This is a genomic window from Vibrio sp. La 4.2.2 (assembly GCF_027586995.1).
In the GTDB taxonomy this organism is placed as follows: Bacteria; Pseudomonadota; Gammaproteobacteria; order Enterobacterales; family Vibrionaceae; genus Vibrio; species Vibrio mediterranei.
Genome location: NZ_JAPPTJ010000004.1, coordinates 519,378 through 535,321, shown reverse-complemented (window position 1 = coordinate 535,321; position 15,944 = coordinate 519,378). Strand labels below are relative to the sequence as shown.

Genomic DNA, 15,944 nt, shown 5'->3' with positions numbered 1-15,944 from the left:
AGTGGCGACTCCCACTTTATTTAAGTACGAATCGCCGCCATTTTCTGTGACTTTATAAAAGTTAGTAACAGTCCCAAACTGATGATAGCTGTCATGGCCTCTGCAAATAGAATACTCGCCCAAATGCCATTAATAGGGAACAAGCTTGGCAGGATAATGACGCCTAGTGCAACAAATACAAACCCACGAGCAAGAGAGATTATGGTTGCCTGATTGGGTTTTGCAATGGCCTGAAACAGGTTGGCGACGACAAGGTTTAGTCCCATTAGCGGTGTCGCATAAAAGAAAAACAGTAGCGCAGTCGCTGATAGTTCAACGAGCTCGATATTATCGCCAAGGTAGAAACGTGCGACTGTCTCTGAGAACAATCCGATCACTGCGAGAAATAGTAAGCCACTGCCAATTGACGTAACAAGCCCAAGTTTGAGCGTAGCTTTCACTCGTTCTGGCAAGTTAGCACCATGGTTAAAACTGATAATAGGCTGACACGCCTGATTAATGCCAACGATAACAAATAACGCAAATACACCCACATTTGCGGTTAAGCCGTAAGCGATGATGTAGCTCTCTCCAAATTGGCTAAGCAGTACGTAGTTGAATAAGAGTATCGTCAGCGCAGAGGTGATCTCAATAAAGAAAGTGGGGGTGCCTATCTTTAGGATCTGTCCTACCTTATCCAGACCAAGCCCTTGTAAGGTCAGCCTTAGCTGACCTTTAGCTTGCCAAAAGTGGCTGAGAAGAATCAGTGCTATGACCGCTTGAGAAATCGCAGTCGCGTATGCTGCTCCCTTCATTCCCCAGCCAAACTGAAGCACAAAGAAGTAGTCCAAGACCAAGTTGGTGACTGCGCCTGCTGACATGGCGTACATAGCGAGTTTTGGGTTGGTATCATTACGTATAAAGCAAGACATAACCCAAGCAAGAGCATAAAGAACAAAGAACTTGAGCATCACACCCAAATAGTCATGCGCTAGTTTTGCCATGTATCCAGTAGCGCCCATCAAGCGGATAATATCATCTAGCCAAAAGAGTGCGATTGATACAGCAATGGTCGAGATAATTGCTGTGGCAAGCATCGCCTGACTAAACAGCGTTTGGCCAACACTTAGATTGCCCTTTCCAAATTCAATCGACATGAGCGCTGCACCACCGATACCTATCATCATTGCAATCGCAGTGAACAAGGAAAAGGCAGGAATCGTCAAAGAGATAGCACCAAGACCTTCAGCGCCGACACCTTTCCCCACAAACCAAGCGTCACCCATAATGAAAATGGACTTAATGACCATGCCTGATAGCGCTGGTAGAAGATACTGAATGAACGATTTCTGGATTGGATCGGACTTGAGGTTTATGCTCATTGGAAACGACAATACCTATAAATTGATGAACAGAGGTAATGGTATTATCGTTACGAAATTTGACATTAAAAAGGGATTATCTGCCTTTAATCTGGCACTATTTGGACGTTCTTCTTCGAAATTCAGCCGGAGATTCACCCATGTTCGTACGGTAAAATCTGCCAAAATAAGCGGGGTCTTCAAACCCAAGTTGCAGTGCTATGGCTTTAACGGTTTTCGTCGAAAAGATAAGTTCACGGTTCGCTTCCAGAAGTACTCTATCATGAAGCAACTTGGTAATGGTTTTACCTAGGTGTGCTTTACTTAGCTCATTAAGGCGCTTACTGGTAATGGAAAGTTTATCGGCATAAAACGCCACGTTTCGTTCGCTCTGATAGTGGGTTTCGATAAGTGTTATCACCTGTGAAATTCGTTCATCCCGCACAGTAATTGCTTCGGTTTTGTCCACCGAAAAGCGAACAAGATAGCGCAAGAAACAGGTAAGCAAGGATTCGATCAAATCCCAATCGGTGTCTTCACGTTGATACTCTTCCAGCAGCAAATCGAAAACGGCATCAAGTTGCGTTGCTCCTCTGCCCTGAGTATCGATATAAGGGTGCTGATTTTGGTGAGCAGAAAATATTGCGTCAAACATCAATTGATGGCGGTAGCGATTTTCGAAAAAATCGGTCGAGAAAATGAGCATTTTGACGTTACTACCTAGTGAGTTTGACTCATGAACTTGCCCTGGGGCGATTGTAAAAAACCGCCCTTTTACACTCAGATAATCGACAAAATCGATACGTTGAGAGCCGGAGTCATCCAAACACCAAATGACTTCAAAATAGTCGTGACGATGTGGTTCCAAGAAGACTTCTTCTGACTCCATACGGCAATCGACGACCTGACAAGGATGACCTTTGGGTAATGTTACCAAGTTAATTTTGTCTTTCATGATTCACATAGGCGGCAAGGAAAGATGTGTCTAGTATGACATTGATTGATAAGTGATTCGAGGTGACAAACTGATTACGAGTAGGAATTGACCTACCTTAGGTTGGGATGAGAGCAACACGGTTTTAACTATTAAGTGGTAATTAACTTGGGTTGGCGATAAGTTGAGCTGTGATGTAAATCCAATAGTACATAAATTGCTGATATAAATGGCAATTGTTGCTTGAATTTGTCTCGTTTATGAATCTAGAATGATTCGACCCTCTGATTTAAGGGTCACCTAGCCAACTGACGTTGTTAGTGAACACCTCTTGTTCACACGTTATATAGCCAATCGCCTTGTTTTCGCGATTGGCTTTTTTCTTGTCGTAAACTTGTCCTAGCATTAAAAAAGCTCACCGAAGTGAGCTTGCGACGATATATGGAGCCGGAGCTACACTTTGAACTGTTCGACGGTAGTGAGAAGCTCTTGGTTTCTGCCTTTTAAGTCATTGGCATTTTGTGTTGCCAGCTCTCCATTTTGGACCAATGTGCGCACCATATCTTGAATCGTCACCATGTTCTTATTGATCTCTTCCGATACAGTACTTTGCTCCTTCGCTGATGATGCAATTTGAGCAACGAGACCATTGATCTCATCAGTAAAGGTCATCATGGAGTCGAGAGAGTTAGTCACCCCGCTGGTTTGTTCTTCATACAGCTTACAACGATGCTTGGTGGAGTCCATATTGGCGACAACGGCTTCGTTGCCAGCATGAAGCTTAGATAGCATTTCATTGATTTCAGATGTGCTTTGTCGAGTGCGAGAAGCCAGAGCTCTCACTTCATCAGCGACGACGGCAAATCCGCGTCCTTGTTCACCTGCGCGTGCAGCTTCGATTGCAGCGTTAAGTGCAAGTAGGTTGGTTTGCTCTGCGATATCACCGATTACTTCAAGTGTGTCACCAATCTTCTGTGTATCGGCACTCATAGCTACAACAGCTTGTGAGGTGTTTTCCACTTCTGCGACCAGAGCCTGCAAACTTGAGATAGCTTCTTCGACAATCAGCTTCGAGTCAGAGCTGGCTTGGTTAGCCGTTTCAGTATTATTTGATGCTAGTTGCGCATCATTGGCCACTGTATCGGAAGAGGCACTCATTTCATGAATAGAGGTAACAATCTGGTCCATTTCATTTTGGTGTGATTGGAACAGAGCCTGATTTTCTTTAGCTTGTTGCTCGATATGTAGGATTGAACGACTGGTTTCATTACAAGACTGAATAACATTGCCCACTAAGGTCTGCAATTGAGCGATAAAGGTATTGATGTCTTGGGAAATTTTACCAAACTCATCGTTAGAGTCGACCGTAAGTCTTTGAGTAAGGTCGCCTTTACCTGTTGCGAGGTTTCTCACCACGTTCTGAAGCAGTGTGATAGGTTTTAGTAAGAAGGCGATTATCATCATACTCAACGGAATAATGATAACAGCAGCTACGAGCAGTGCTTGGGTTATTTGCGTACTGATTGTGGCGGCATTAGCCTCTGTAACAGCACTATCTAAGTAAGCGGTCAATGTCCAAGTATCGTTTAATACAGGAATCGTTGAGTCAAACTCGATATGTTGACCCGGAGTCGTATTGGAGAATAGGACATTGCCAGCACCATCTTTGAGTGTCAGGTAGTCACCGTTGCCGCTGGTTTCTGCGAGCGGTTGAGTAATAAAGCTGAGATCGAGTTGGTAGAATGTCACTTCATTACTTTGAGCATTGGGTACCACTATATTCAGTAAGAGCTTATCATCCTGTTTGACGATTTCGTTTGCAACGATCTGTCCGTTGGCTTTGGCTAATTCTGCCTCTAATGCCGCAACAATATTCTCATCTTCCACAATGCCGGATTTGTCGAAAACGAAACCAGAAGACATTTTAGTGATGTTATCAAACTCGGTTTTTTCGACAATATCTTTTACGTCGATAAAGCTGACATTAAGGGACTTGGCTTGTTGAAAACTGTAGTTAAGTTTGTCGGTAACACTTTGGTTCAAGAGGGTAAGCTTTTCTTGTGTTGTAGAAGAACCACTGCGCTCAATATAGGATTCCACAAAGCTATTAGCAGCAAAATAACTGGTGCCAATGGTAGTAAATATAATTGCTATGACTATTGAATAGAGTTTTAGTTTGAACGAGAGGTTCTTCATTATTAGTAGGTCCATTTACCGAAGTTATTGATGTGTATAGTAATATTTTCATCATTTAGGTAACGTGACATAGGTAATAGTTATGAACCTTAGTTTATTTATGTCTAGTTTTGATTAAAGATGTCCATTTATATTGAGTAAGATACAAAAAAGCCAGCGAATATACCGCTGGCCCTGCATAGCAATTGTCAACACGACAAGTGCTAGACAAATAGTGAGGACAAAATACCAATAATCCCACCAAATACACCGCCCCAAACCACAAGCCAGCCTAGGTGCTCCTTTATCATCTTTTGAACGATTTCTTTAACCAGTTTTGGTGTTAATTCACTGAGTCGCTGGTCGATAATCGCTTCAACATTGTCTTTTACTTCGTTTAACATCTTCGGTGATTCGAGTTGTTCAACCAGAGCTTGTTTTACTGAATCGCTTTGGCTGATTTCAATCACCGACTGCTGCATCTTTTCAACGAAAGGCTGTTTCATTGGTTCCAATGCTTCGGTGCCGCCAAGCATCGCCAACATACCACCAAATTGAGAGTTCGCGATCACTTCAACCAGCGAATCAAAAGCAGGGTTAAAGTCGACCTTTTCTAATATTGGTTCTAAATCCAGTGGAATACCTGAGCTCATTTCTTTATTGAGGAAGCGATCGATGTTCTCATTGGTAAAGAACTGCTCCATCATTAAGTTTTTTATCGCTAATTTAAAATCTTCAAAGCGTGCTGGTATAACTCCAGAGCCATAAAGTCCCGGCACTTTCTCGAACAACATATGGATCGCGAGCCAGTTAGTCACCGCACCTGAAAAAGCGAACAGGCCAGCATATAGCACTAGGGTGTTGTCGAGTTGATAGCCCGCAGCGAGTAGCGCTAGGGCAATGAAATTAGTAATGAGACTCTTATTCATAATGTCTTGCTAGATTAATAACGTTGCGCTGATTCTATTGAAAAAACGTCGCTATAAAAAGCCACTTTTTGTCGACGATTAGTCAGCGTTGTCACGAATAGTTTTGATTTTTTCTAACAAGACGGTTTTATTAAAGGGCTTTGATACGTAATCGTCCATTCCGCTTTCGGTACAGCGACGGATATCATCATCAAGCACACTGGCAGTAAGAGCAATAATTGGCGTTCGTGCTTTGTTGTATTGTTCCTCGTAAAGCCTGAATTCTTGCGAAGCGGTGAAGCCATCTTTTACTGGCATCATGCAGTCCATTAATATTACGTGGTAGTGGTTGGAGTCATCGCAAAGAAAATTCAACGCTTCCTGTCCATTATTGGCAATATCAACTTCGTAGCCAGACTTCTTCAATAACAGGCTCGCGACCTTCTGATTCACTAGGTTGTCTTCGACCAGCAATATAGATTGGCTGTCTGGGTTGCTCACTATGTTAAGCAGCGACTTAGGCGCATTTTCTGAGTTTGTATTAGCAGCCTCGTCACCCACAATCTCAAGGGTATTTGCAGTGGGCTGTTGCAAGGATTGATGCTGACTTGGTGCATGTTTCAATGTATCAATCAACCGAGCGCCCAGCAGAGGGAAAGTGACTAAACCAGAAATAAGTTGTGGGTAGTGAGTGGAAGAAGAGTTTTGTGGCTGTACGAGCACAATTGGGCTGTCAGGTGATCGTTTAGCAATATCAATCAAGTCGGCCTCGCTATCATGCTCTTCGCTTGCACAATAAAGAATAATAGAGCGATCGTTTGGAGAGGCTTCCTCATAAGAAGTGCACATAGACAGATTTTCTAAACCAAACTGATGCAGTTCTTGGCTTACTTGTGCTGCATAAGTTTGTCCATTACTGATGATAACAAAATTGCTGCCGTCCAATTCATTGATATGCGGTGATGTGGCTTGATTTATACTAGATTCGATAGTGAAAAAGAATCGGCTTCCTTTACCTTTTTCTGAGTCAATTTCAATATTTCCTCCCATCAACTCAACTAATTGCGATGAAATAGCGAGTCCCAAGCCCGTACCGCCGTATTGTCGTGTCACAGAACTGTCTTCTTGCGTAAATGGTTTAAAAATTGAGTCTTGTTTATCTTTGTCGATACCTATACCAGTATCGACAATGGCAAAGTAAATACTGCAGCGCTGTTCATCGATCTCAGTCACGTTGATCTCCATTCTTACATGACCTTTGTTGGTAAATTTCACTGCATTCGACATTAAGTTCATCAAGATCTGACGCAAACGGTGATCGTCGATGATCAGCATATGTGGCATCTGAGGTGAGAAACTGATCTGCAGTTGGAGATCTTTTTCCTTCGCTTTTGACATTACGATCGCGATCGTGTCATAAGCGATCTCGCGCAAGTTCGAGCTATGCAAAGAAATCAATAGGTTACCTGACTCAATCTTAGAGATATCTAGGATGTCATTGATCAAGATAAGTAGGGTCTGCGATGAGGTGTCGATGGTGTTGAGATAATCGCGTTGAATCGGATCGAGATTAGATTCAGAGAGAATGCCAGACATGCCGATAATGCCGTTTAGAGGCGTTCTTATCTCATGAGACATATTGGCAAGGAAAGAGCTTTTCGCCACGTTGGCTCGTTCTGCTTCCTCTTTGGCTGCTAGCATTCTGTGTTCATTTTCCCGTCTTTCATGAATGAGCTTGTTCATTTTCTTACCAAAATGACTGAACTCATCTTGTCCCTCGGTTGAGGCTAGAGTATCTGATTCCTCTTGATTCTCGAGCCGCTCAAATGTTTCTAGTGTATTGTTTAGGAAAAAGATGATTCGACGAGTGATGTTTATACTCAAAATGAAGAGCGCTGCCATAATCGACACAGTGAGGCCAATGGTTAACCAAAGACGCTGTTCCAAGTCTTTGATGCTTTGAGCCATTTCATTGGTCAGCTGTTCATTGATTTGATCGGTCGCTTGCTGAATAAGCTTTAGCCTCTTATCTAGAGCAGCAATACCAGATGTAATCTCTTGCGTTGCCAGCTCCGGCTGGCTTTCATCTAGTACACGGTCCCTAAAAAGGATGCTCTCCACAAAAGACTCATCGGAAAACGTTTTTAGCAGTAAACTGACTTGAGATGCATCGGCACTGATATTAAGGAAGCGTTCTATAAGATACTGTTGGCGCTCAAATAAAGTTGAGAGTTGTTCATGAGCTGCATGAGAATCATGATGCTCTTCGGCGTGTCCTTCGACAATATCAATGTGGATTAACCAATTCTCTTCTGTTGCCCAGAGACGAATCCATTCGAGGGTAAATAAAGCGTTTAAATGCGATTCCAGTTTAATCGTTCCGGTATCTACTTTAGTGCTTTCTAATTGCGCGATCAGTTGATTGATAAGGTCATTAGTCCATGAACTCCATTCTTCCAGTTCGTCCATTTCCGTGACGGATTGCAATTCACTCTGAGCGTCTCGAAGCTCTTCGAGAGTAGTATTTGCCATTGAGAGTGCGTCTGCAGAATAAATACTCTTCACGGTGTTGGCTATTTTGTCTAAGCATTCATTTAGCTCGCTAAATATGACATTTTTATTACTACCAAATGTGTTTTCGAGCTTTTCTAGACGAGATTTATGGAGTGATGTGCTATATCCGGAAATATAACCTAGAGCGGTCACTTCACTCGATAAAACAGACATTTGTTGCAGACTGTTTTGAGTTCTAAACGCTTCCCAAGCGGAAAATATTAAGATAACGGTCAAAGGTAAAATAGCTAGTAGTATGATCCTGCTCTTAATAGACATCTTATTTAGCAAATTCATATCACTATTCCTTGATAATAATCTTGAACATCGTTTTTGGTGAACTAATCTGTTTGTTAGTTTAGGAAAGGATTTCGCCTGAGTGTAATAAAATGACTCAAAACTTACTGACAAACATAGGCATACGGATAGGGCTATTTCGTGGCAGCGCCATAATAGCCTTGGGTTTGATGTTAGCTTTATCATTTGAAAGTAGAGCTTTTGCTGCGAATGAATATGCGGTGTTCACCTTAAATGACAATTTTGATGAATTAAGTCGGAGCAAAGCTAGGATGCTTTATCGAGGTAAGACTAAATCGTTGCAAGGGAAACGGATAGAGCTATCCGATTGGCCTGAAAGTTCATCTGAGCGTTCTGAGTTTTATCAATACTTGCTAGGGAAAGATGTCTCGCAAATGAATGCCTACTGGGCAAGTCTTTCGTTTTCTGGCAAAGCCCGACCGCCCAAAGAAATTGATGATGCCAATGTCAATGCGCTTATCACCTGGTTATCAGCAAAACCCAACCGAATCGGCTATGCCCCATTGGACGCTTTGCCTAGTGACGCAAAAGTGCTCTACATCGTGAGTAAGGAGAAATAGCAAATGACGAATAAAACTTCATTACTCGCACTTCTTACTACGGCCATTAGTCTTCCCGCGGTTTCAGCTATCGATATTAACGACAACTTCTCAATCAGTGGTTTTGGCTCTACCTCCTGGGCTAAGTCTGATAATGAAACGCCACTACTTATCAATAGAGGCATCAGTGACGAAAACTGTTTTGATTGCGACACAACATTTGGGATTCAACTGGACTACTTCTATGACGCATTTAAAGCTTCGGTGCAGGTGGTAAAACGTCCACAAGATAACTGGAGCGAACCTCAACTGGAGTGGGCGTATCTTGGTTATTCCATCGGTGATTTTGAAGGGCGTGCGGGTCGACTTCGTCTGCCTGTCTTTCTAGCATCTGAGTATTATTATGTTGGTCAAGCATACACGACAGCTAGGCCAAACGAAGAAGTGTACAACAGTATCTTAGGGGTAACTGCATTTAACGGGCTGAGTGTTACTTGGAATCATAGTCTTACTGATGAGCTACAATTGTCTCTCACACCATTTGTAGGTTTTAAAGACAATAATGAAGTGGAATTTAACCCGAGCTTAACGCTAGAGTTTGAGACGAAGAATATGTGGGGTGTCAATGCTCAGCTTATCGGCGATAACTTCCGAGTGAACTTTGCCTACCTCGATTCCAATTTTGACCAAACGATAAAGCAACCTCAGTTACCGCCTCCGTATAATGAGATCTTACTCGCCGACCAGAATATTAAGCTCTATTCATTAGGGGGTGAGTATGATTTTGGGCAATTGAAGCTAACGGCTGAAGGACAAAAGAATGATTTGGCCTCTTCTTGGTACGGCAGCGCGGCTTATCGTATTCAAAAATTCACGCCTTATGTCGTTTATGGCCAAACGTATAGTGAAGGTGGCGATAATCGATATGATGGAAAAACAGGGGATAGTTGGACCTTAGGGTTACGTTACGACGTGTTATACAACGTCTCATTGAATGCTGAGTGGCAAACTTTTAATAGCTTTGGTGGACAGACTGGACCATTTGTAAGTAACCCTGGTACAGATACCGATGCCAATATGTACACCGTCATGCTTAATTTTGTGTTCTAGTTCGTAGGTCCGCTTACCTAATATCAAAAAAGGGGCTCACTATTGTGAGCCCCTTTTGTCGTTTCAAGCGTAAGTAATCGTTACTTGTCGCTACTTTCTGCGATTTTCTCTAGTGCAAGCACTAAACCTACTGCGGCCAGCATCAGAACAATTGCGATAGCCAGTTGCGAAGGTTGGCCAGTTACAGACTCAAAGTTAAATGGTGATAGGTTCTCTTGAATAAGAGGTACTTGCTCGCCCTTTGAGTTGATGCGCCATGAGATAGTTTCTTTCCATGGCCATAGTTTTGGTAATGTACCTAGCATTAAGCCAGTCAGGAACACTAATGCGAAATCACGGTAGCGTTTTAGTAACCATGATAGAACATGGGAGAATGACAATAGACCAATCAAACAACCCATCGCAAACAACGCCATTACATCGATTTGTAGGCCCTTCACCGCGCCCAATACCGGCGTGTACATGCCTAGTAGCAATAGAATAAAGCTGCCCGAGATACCTGGAAGAATCATGGCACAAATTGCGATACAGCCAGCGAAAAAGATATTGATGCTGGTTGGATCCATTTGAAGTGGTTTCAATACAGTGATGCTGTAGGCAAATACGGCACCAAGTAATAAGAACACGAAACGCGATAGTGTCTTTTGTTCGACTTGCTTAATCATGTGATACACGGAGACCATGATAAGGCCGAAGAAGAAGGACCACACTGGCACTGGGTGAGTTTCTAGTGCCCAAGAAATGAATTTCGCTAGTGATAAGATAGAGGTCAGGATGCCACCAAACAGTGCGATTAAGAAAAAGCCGTTGATGTGGTCGAATGCTGCCTTGAATCCGTCACGTTTCCAGATCCCCAAAATACTTGGGTTAATACGACGGATGCTTTCCAAAAGTGTGTCGTAAATACCTGTAATAAAGGCGATCGTACCTCCCGATACCCCAGGTACAACGTCTGCTGCACCCATCGCCATTCCTTTTAAGAATGTAGTCAGATAGTTCTTCATGATTTCTTCTAGGTTTAAAAAGTTGATGCAGAGTATATATGCATGCTTGTTTTGATGCACTATTCAATTAGTGCCGTAAAGTTGTGACATCACGTATCAAGTTATTGTGAATTCGTGATGTATATATGTCCTCCAATTAGGGTGAAAAGTTCCATTTTACTTCAATTAATTCAATGCCTTCTGCTTGTCTAGATAAGTTGTAAGTGCCTTAGAAATGTTGCAATTCTGCAAACAAAGCGACACGTAACTTTCATCTTTCCCCGTCAAAGTACAGTTATCAGAGAAAACACATGTGACATGAACAGCAAGCGGATTGCTGTTTTTAAGTTGAGCACATGTCTAGATAACTCACTCGCTAGGGGATCACTATGCCAGTTTACTTAGACATTGCGTCGGTATTAGAACAAGAAGTTCGTGAACGTTATGTTCCGGGCGACTACCTGCCGCCAGAAGGACAACTTGCTCAGCGCTTTGATGTCAATCGCCACACGCTTCGTCGAGCTATTGATGAACTCGTTAACACTGGCATGGTTCAACGTCATCAAGGTAAAGGCAATATGGTGATAAGGCAGCCTAGTGAGTATCACGTGCATTCGGGCGCGCACTTTACTAAGAATCTGATTGAACAAGGGGCAAGGCCACGCTGCGAAGTCATTCAACATCGAGTGTTTGTCGCTCCTATGGACATCGCCGCCAATCTTGGTGTCGTAGAGGGCAGTAAGATCATCCATATCCGCACACTGCGAAAAACCGAGGAGTGTCCTCGCACCATCATTGATCACTACCTAGCCAATATAGAGTGGTGGAGCATTTTGAAGAATTACCAAAGTGGTTCATTACACGAATTCATTAAACGTGGGCTTGATATAGAGCTGGAGCGCAAAGAGACCCGAGTAGGGGCCAAAACGCCAACAGGTGAAGAGTGCCGACTGCTGCAAATTACATCAAGCACACCAATTCTAAGAGTCAAAACCAAAAACGTTATCAAGGGGACCGACATGGTGGCCGAGTTTTCGACCTCCAATAGCCGTTCCGACGCAACTGAAATAGTAATGGAGCATTAAATGACTGCTGTGAGCGAAAGAGCAAGCTGGATGTCAACATTGGCACAAAGTCAGCAGAGCGAGTTAGAGCAACTGTGGCACTCAACCAAGATTGAAGCGAGTTATCAAATGGTACGTCAACCAGAGATAGGGTTGGCACAGGTACGTGCTCGAATGGGGGGGAGCGGTCGTGAGTTCAATATGGGGGATGCCACGATCACTCGAGCAGTCGTCAAATTGGACAGTGGGGAGTTGGGCTACAGCTACTTGCGCGGTCGTAATAAAGCGCAAGCAGAGCTAGCTGCCGTTATTGATGGCCTACTGCAGACCCAATCGCACCATGAACAATTAATGCGCATGGTCATTGAACCCTTGGCAGCGATGAAGCAAGAACAGCAGCAACTCAGAGCAAAAGAAGTGGCGACCAGTAAGGTGGACTTTTTCACCATGGTACGCGGTGAAGATTGATTCAAGGAACATGAACAAGTTTGGTTTAACGAATTAACCAAGTAAGGCAACGATAATGACCACAATTACTACTGCATTCAAAGATGCAGTTCACGACAGCCAGCAGTGCTTCAGATTGCTGCTTAAGGCGATGTCTGAACCGGGTGAAATAGTCACTCTAGAGATGAGCGAAGGTTTTGGTGCGATGCATAAAGCAGCGACACAAACTTTGTTGAGCTTAAGCGACAATGCGACGCCGATATGGCTGTCAGAGTCACACTTAAAAGACGCTGCTATTCGTGAAAATATCCGCTTTCACTGTGGCAGTCCCGTAACTGAGCGACAAAACAGTGCCAGTTTTGCTGTGATTGCTGAACAAGATTTGGCTGACTTCGATTGGAATAACGCCACATTTAGCCTTGGCTGTGAAGAGTACCCAGATCAGTCTACGACGGTCATTGTTGAACTAGGCAGCTTAACCAATGGCTCTGACGCGAGTCCATCTAAAGGTGGCCTCACGCTAACGCTATCTGGACCGGGAATCGAATCACAATCGGTGTTGAATATTGGTGTGGCCTCTAAGGCATTTCAGCACTTCTTACAAGGACGCCAAGAGCATTTCGCTTTTCCGCTTGGTATTGATTTGATCTTGGTAAACGATGAGAGCATTGCCTGCTTACCACGTACCACACTTGTTGAGGTGAACTCATGTATGTAGCAGTAAAAGGTGGCGAAAAAGCCATTAACAACGCGCATCAGCTGCAGGCTAAAAAGCGTCGTGGTAATCCTGAATTTGCTGAATTGACGGTGGCACAAATCAGTGAGCAGCTCTCTGGCAGCGTTGATCGCGTGATGACGGAAGGTGGCATTTATGACCGCGAATTGGCCGCACTGGCTGTCAAGCAAGCGAACGGCGATCTAGTAGAAGCTATCTTTTTGTTGCGTGCTTATCGTACCACGTTGCCGCGCCTTTCGGTTTCACAGGCTGTGAACACCAGTGAAATGCGCATTGAGCGCCGCATCTCTGCTACCTACAAAGATCTGCCTGGTGGACAAGTATTGGGGCCGACATATGACTATACCCATCGTTTGCTGGACTTTAGTTTGATTGCTGAAGGTGAAGCACCGCGAGTCGACACCTCAGATGTTGAAGCGATGGAAGTGTGCCCTCAAGTGATGAGCATTCTTGAAAATCTCGACTTGATGACGACCGAAGAAGATAACCAACAAACCCCAGAAGATATCACTATGCATCCGGTGAACTATCCGTGTGACCGCAGTGCGCGATTACAGAACTTGGTTCGCGGCGATGAAGGATTCTTGCTGGCGCTTGGCTATTCGACGCAGCGTGGCTATGGACGAAATCACCCATTTGCAGGCGAAATTCGTATCGGTTTCTGCGATTTAAGTTTGGTGCCAGAGGAGCTTGGCTTTGCTATTGATATCGGTGAAGTTGAGTTAACCGAGTGCCAAATGGTGAATGGTTTTGTTGGTAGCAAAACAGAAAAAGCCAAACTGACTCGCGGTTATGGTTTGACGTTTGGCTCCACCGAGCGCAAAGCGATGTCAATGGCGCTGGTGGATCGCTCACTGCAAGCGGCAGATTACGATGAAGCCATTGATGGGCCAGCTCAAGACGAAGAATTCGTGTTATCGCATTCAGATAACGTGGAAGCTGCAGGCTTCGTTTCTCACCTGAAACTGCCTCACTACGTGGATTTCCAAGCAGAGTTAGAACTGCTTCGTAAGATGCACAAAGAGCATGATGAATTCATTCAGTCTCAGGGTGAACAGAACCAACAGGAGAGCCAGTCATGAGCCAAGTACAAACTAACACTCATGCGCAAGGTGTGACCGGCTACAACTACGGTTACCTTGATGAACAAACCAAACGTATGATTCGTCGCGCTCTGCTCAAAGCGGTTGCGATTCCTGGTTATCAAGTGCCATTTGGTGGTCGTGAAATGCCGATGCCGTACGGTTGGGGAACCGGCGGTGTTCAGATTACCGCAGCGATCATTGGTCAAACTGACACGCTAAAAGTGATTGACCAAGGTGCCGACGATACGACGAATGCGGTTTCCATTCGAGAGTTTTTCAAGTCAGTAGCAAGCGCGAAAACCACCGAGAAAACGGTAGACGCCTCAATCATTCAAACGCGTCACCGCATTCCGGAAATCACTCTCGATAAAGACCAGATCTTAGTGTATCAAGTTCCGATTCCAGAGCCGTTGCGCTTTATTGAACCGCGAGAGACGGAAACGCGAAAAATGCACGCGCTGGAAGAGTACGGAATCATGCACGTCAAACTGTATGAAGACATCGCACGATTTGGTCATATTGCTACCTCTTACGCGTATCCGGTTTGCGTCAACGATCGCTATATCATGGACCCTTCTCCGATCCCTAAGTTTGACAACCCGAAAATGGACAAAATGGCGGCGCTTCAGCTGTTTGGTGCAGGACGTGAAAAACGAATCTATGCCATTCCGCCATTCACAAAAGTGAAGAGTTTAGATTTTGAAGATCATCCATTTGAAATCCAACAATGGGATGAGCCGTGTGCCATTTGTGGCGCAACGGACACCTTCCTAGATGAAGTGGTGATGGATGACAAAGGCAATCATATGTTTGTTTGTTCGGACACTGATTACTGCTCTCAGCAAGTCGAAAAACACACCATCCATACTAAGGAAACGGAGAGTCACGCATGAGCACGTCAGCGGTGAAACAGCCAACATTTGACACTAATACCTTTGATGTAAGTGAGCAGCCACTATTGTCGGTTCGTAATCTCACCAAACTTTACGCACCAGGGAAAGGCTTTACCAATGTCTCGTTTGATTTGTACCCCGGCGAAGTGCTAGGCATCGTGGGCGAGTCAGGTTCAGGTAAAAGTACCTTACTAAAATCACTGTCGGGTCGCCAAACGCCAGACAGCGGTGAGGTGCTTTACATCCGAGGTCGCGGAGAAGATCAGGTAACTCAACTCGAAGACCTCTATTTGATGGCAGAAAGTCAACGTCGTCAATTACTGCGCACAGAGTGGGGCGTTGTGCATCAGCATCCGATGGATGGATTGCGCGGCCGTGTTTCTGCGGGCGGTAATATTGGTGAGCGTTTAATGGCCGTAGGCGAGCGTCATTATGGTGATATTCGAACGGCATCAACCAAGTGGCTCACTGATGTAGAAATTCCTCAAGACCGAATTGATGACATGCCAACCACGTTTTCCGGCGGTATGCAGCAGCGCTTGCAGATTGCTCGCAACTTGGTGACTCATCCAAAACTGATTTTTATGGATGAGCCAACAGGTGGATTGGATGTCTCGGTGCAAGCAAAACTCCTCGATCTATTACGTCGCCTTGTCACAGAACTGGAACTGGCTGTCGTTATTGTCACTCATGACCTAGCGGTGGCGCGTTTACTGGCTCATCGACTGATGGTGATGCGTCGCAGTGAAGTGGTAGAAACTGGGCTGACGGACCAAGTACTTGATGATCCGCAGCACCCTTACACCCAATTACTGGTTTCGTCCGTGTTGCAGAACTGATGGCTGAATAAAGGAATTAC

At 44.4% G+C, this 15,944-nt stretch carries 14 protein-coding genes; 8 read left to right on the top strand and 6 right to left on the bottom strand.

Features of this window, described 5'->3' with window-relative positions:
- Positions 1 to 20: 20 nt before the first annotated feature.
- From OH456_RS11785 to OH456_RS11765, 5 genes are all read right to left on the bottom strand, one after another.
- Positions 21 to 1,361: an MATE family efflux transporter gene (locus tag OH456_RS11785; protein WP_270033517.1), complete on the bottom strand. Its 1,341-nt coding sequence runs from the start codon at positions 1,359 to 1,361 to the stop codon at positions 21 to 23.
- A gap of 97 nt (positions 1,362 to 1,458) precedes the next feature.
- A complete protein-coding gene (locus OH456_RS11780) occupies positions 1,459 to 2,295 on the bottom strand; it encodes an AraC family transcriptional regulator (RefSeq protein WP_270033516.1) in 837 nt (278 codons plus the stop codon).
- A gap of 432 nt (positions 2,296 to 2,727) precedes the next feature.
- Positions 2,728 to 4,470 carry a methyl-accepting chemotaxis protein gene (locus tag OH456_RS11775; RefSeq protein ID WP_006069747.1) on the bottom strand — a complete coding sequence of 581 codons (1,743 nt, stop codon included), beginning with the start codon at positions 4,468 to 4,470 and terminating at the stop codon, positions 2,728 to 2,730.
- 203 nt (positions 4,471 to 4,673) lie between these two features.
- Positions 4,674 to 5,378, bottom strand: coding sequence for a hypothetical protein (locus tag OH456_RS11770; RefSeq protein WP_006069748.1), 705 nt, complete (start codon positions 5,376 to 5,378; stop codon positions 4,674 to 4,676).
- A 78-nt stretch (positions 5,379 to 5,456) separates the two neighbouring features.
- Positions 5,457 to 8,207 carry a hybrid sensor histidine kinase/response regulator gene (locus tag OH456_RS11765; protein WP_270033515.1) on the bottom strand — a complete coding sequence of 917 codons (2,751 nt, stop codon included), beginning with the start codon at positions 8,205 to 8,207 and terminating at the stop codon, positions 5,457 to 5,459.
- 92 nt (positions 8,208 to 8,299) lie between these two features.
- Here OH456_RS11765 and OH456_RS11760 point away from each other — a divergent pair, with 92 nt between their 5' ends.
- On the top strand, positions 8,300 to 8,788 hold the full coding sequence (locus OH456_RS11760; RefSeq protein ID WP_006069750.1) for a hypothetical protein: 489 nt from the start codon (positions 8,300 to 8,302) through the stop codon (positions 8,786 to 8,788).
- 3 nt (positions 8,789 to 8,791) lie between these two features.
- Positions 8,792 to 9,877, top strand: a complete 1,086-nt coding sequence (locus OH456_RS11755; protein WP_171389356.1) for a porin — start codon at positions 8,792 to 8,794, stop codon at positions 9,875 to 9,877.
- 80 nt (positions 9,878 to 9,957) lie between these two features.
- Here OH456_RS11755 and OH456_RS11750 read toward each other — a convergent pair whose 3' ends face one another.
- Entirely contained in the window at positions 9,958 to 10,881 is a 924-nt protein-coding gene (locus tag OH456_RS11750) for a DUF368 domain-containing protein (protein WP_171389357.1), read from the bottom strand.
- Between the two features lie 368 nt (positions 10,882 to 11,249).
- On the opposite strand from OH456_RS11750, the gene phnF reads away from it, so the two are divergent.
- The 6 genes from phnF to phnK are packed head-to-tail and all read left to right on the top strand — an operon-like array spanning position 11,250 to position 15,924.
- Entirely contained in the window at positions 11,250 to 11,945 is a 696-nt protein-coding gene (gene phnF, locus OH456_RS11745) for a phosphonate metabolism transcriptional regulator PhnF (protein WP_038227594.1), read from the top strand.
- Entirely contained in the window at positions 11,946 to 12,392 is a 447-nt protein-coding gene (phnG, locus tag OH456_RS11740; RefSeq protein WP_270033514.1) for a phosphonate C-P lyase system protein PhnG, read from the top strand. It begins immediately after the preceding gene.
- Between the two features lie 55 nt (positions 12,393 to 12,447).
- On the top strand, positions 12,448 to 13,089 hold the full coding sequence (phnH, locus tag OH456_RS11735; RefSeq protein ID WP_062456434.1) for a phosphonate C-P lyase system protein PhnH: 642 nt from the start codon (positions 12,448 to 12,450) through the stop codon (positions 13,087 to 13,089).
- On the top strand, positions 13,080 to 14,189 hold the full coding sequence (locus OH456_RS11730; protein ID WP_006069756.1) for a carbon-phosphorus lyase complex subunit PhnI: 1,110 nt from the start codon (positions 13,080 to 13,082) through the stop codon (positions 14,187 to 14,189). Before phnH ends, OH456_RS11730 begins: the two co-directional genes overlap by 10 nt.
- A complete protein-coding gene (locus OH456_RS11725; RefSeq protein ID WP_006069757.1) occupies positions 14,186 to 15,085 on the top strand; it encodes an alpha-D-ribose 1-methylphosphonate 5-phosphate C-P-lyase PhnJ in 900 nt (299 codons plus the stop codon). The genes OH456_RS11730 and OH456_RS11725 overlap by 4 nt, the downstream gene beginning before the upstream one ends.
- Positions 15,082 to 15,924: a phosphonate C-P lyase system protein PhnK gene (phnK, locus tag OH456_RS11720; RefSeq protein WP_124941593.1), complete on the top strand. Its 843-nt coding sequence runs from the start codon at positions 15,082 to 15,084 to the stop codon at positions 15,922 to 15,924. The genes OH456_RS11725 and phnK overlap by 4 nt, the downstream gene beginning before the upstream one ends.
- Positions 15,925 to 15,944 lie beyond the last annotated feature (20 nt).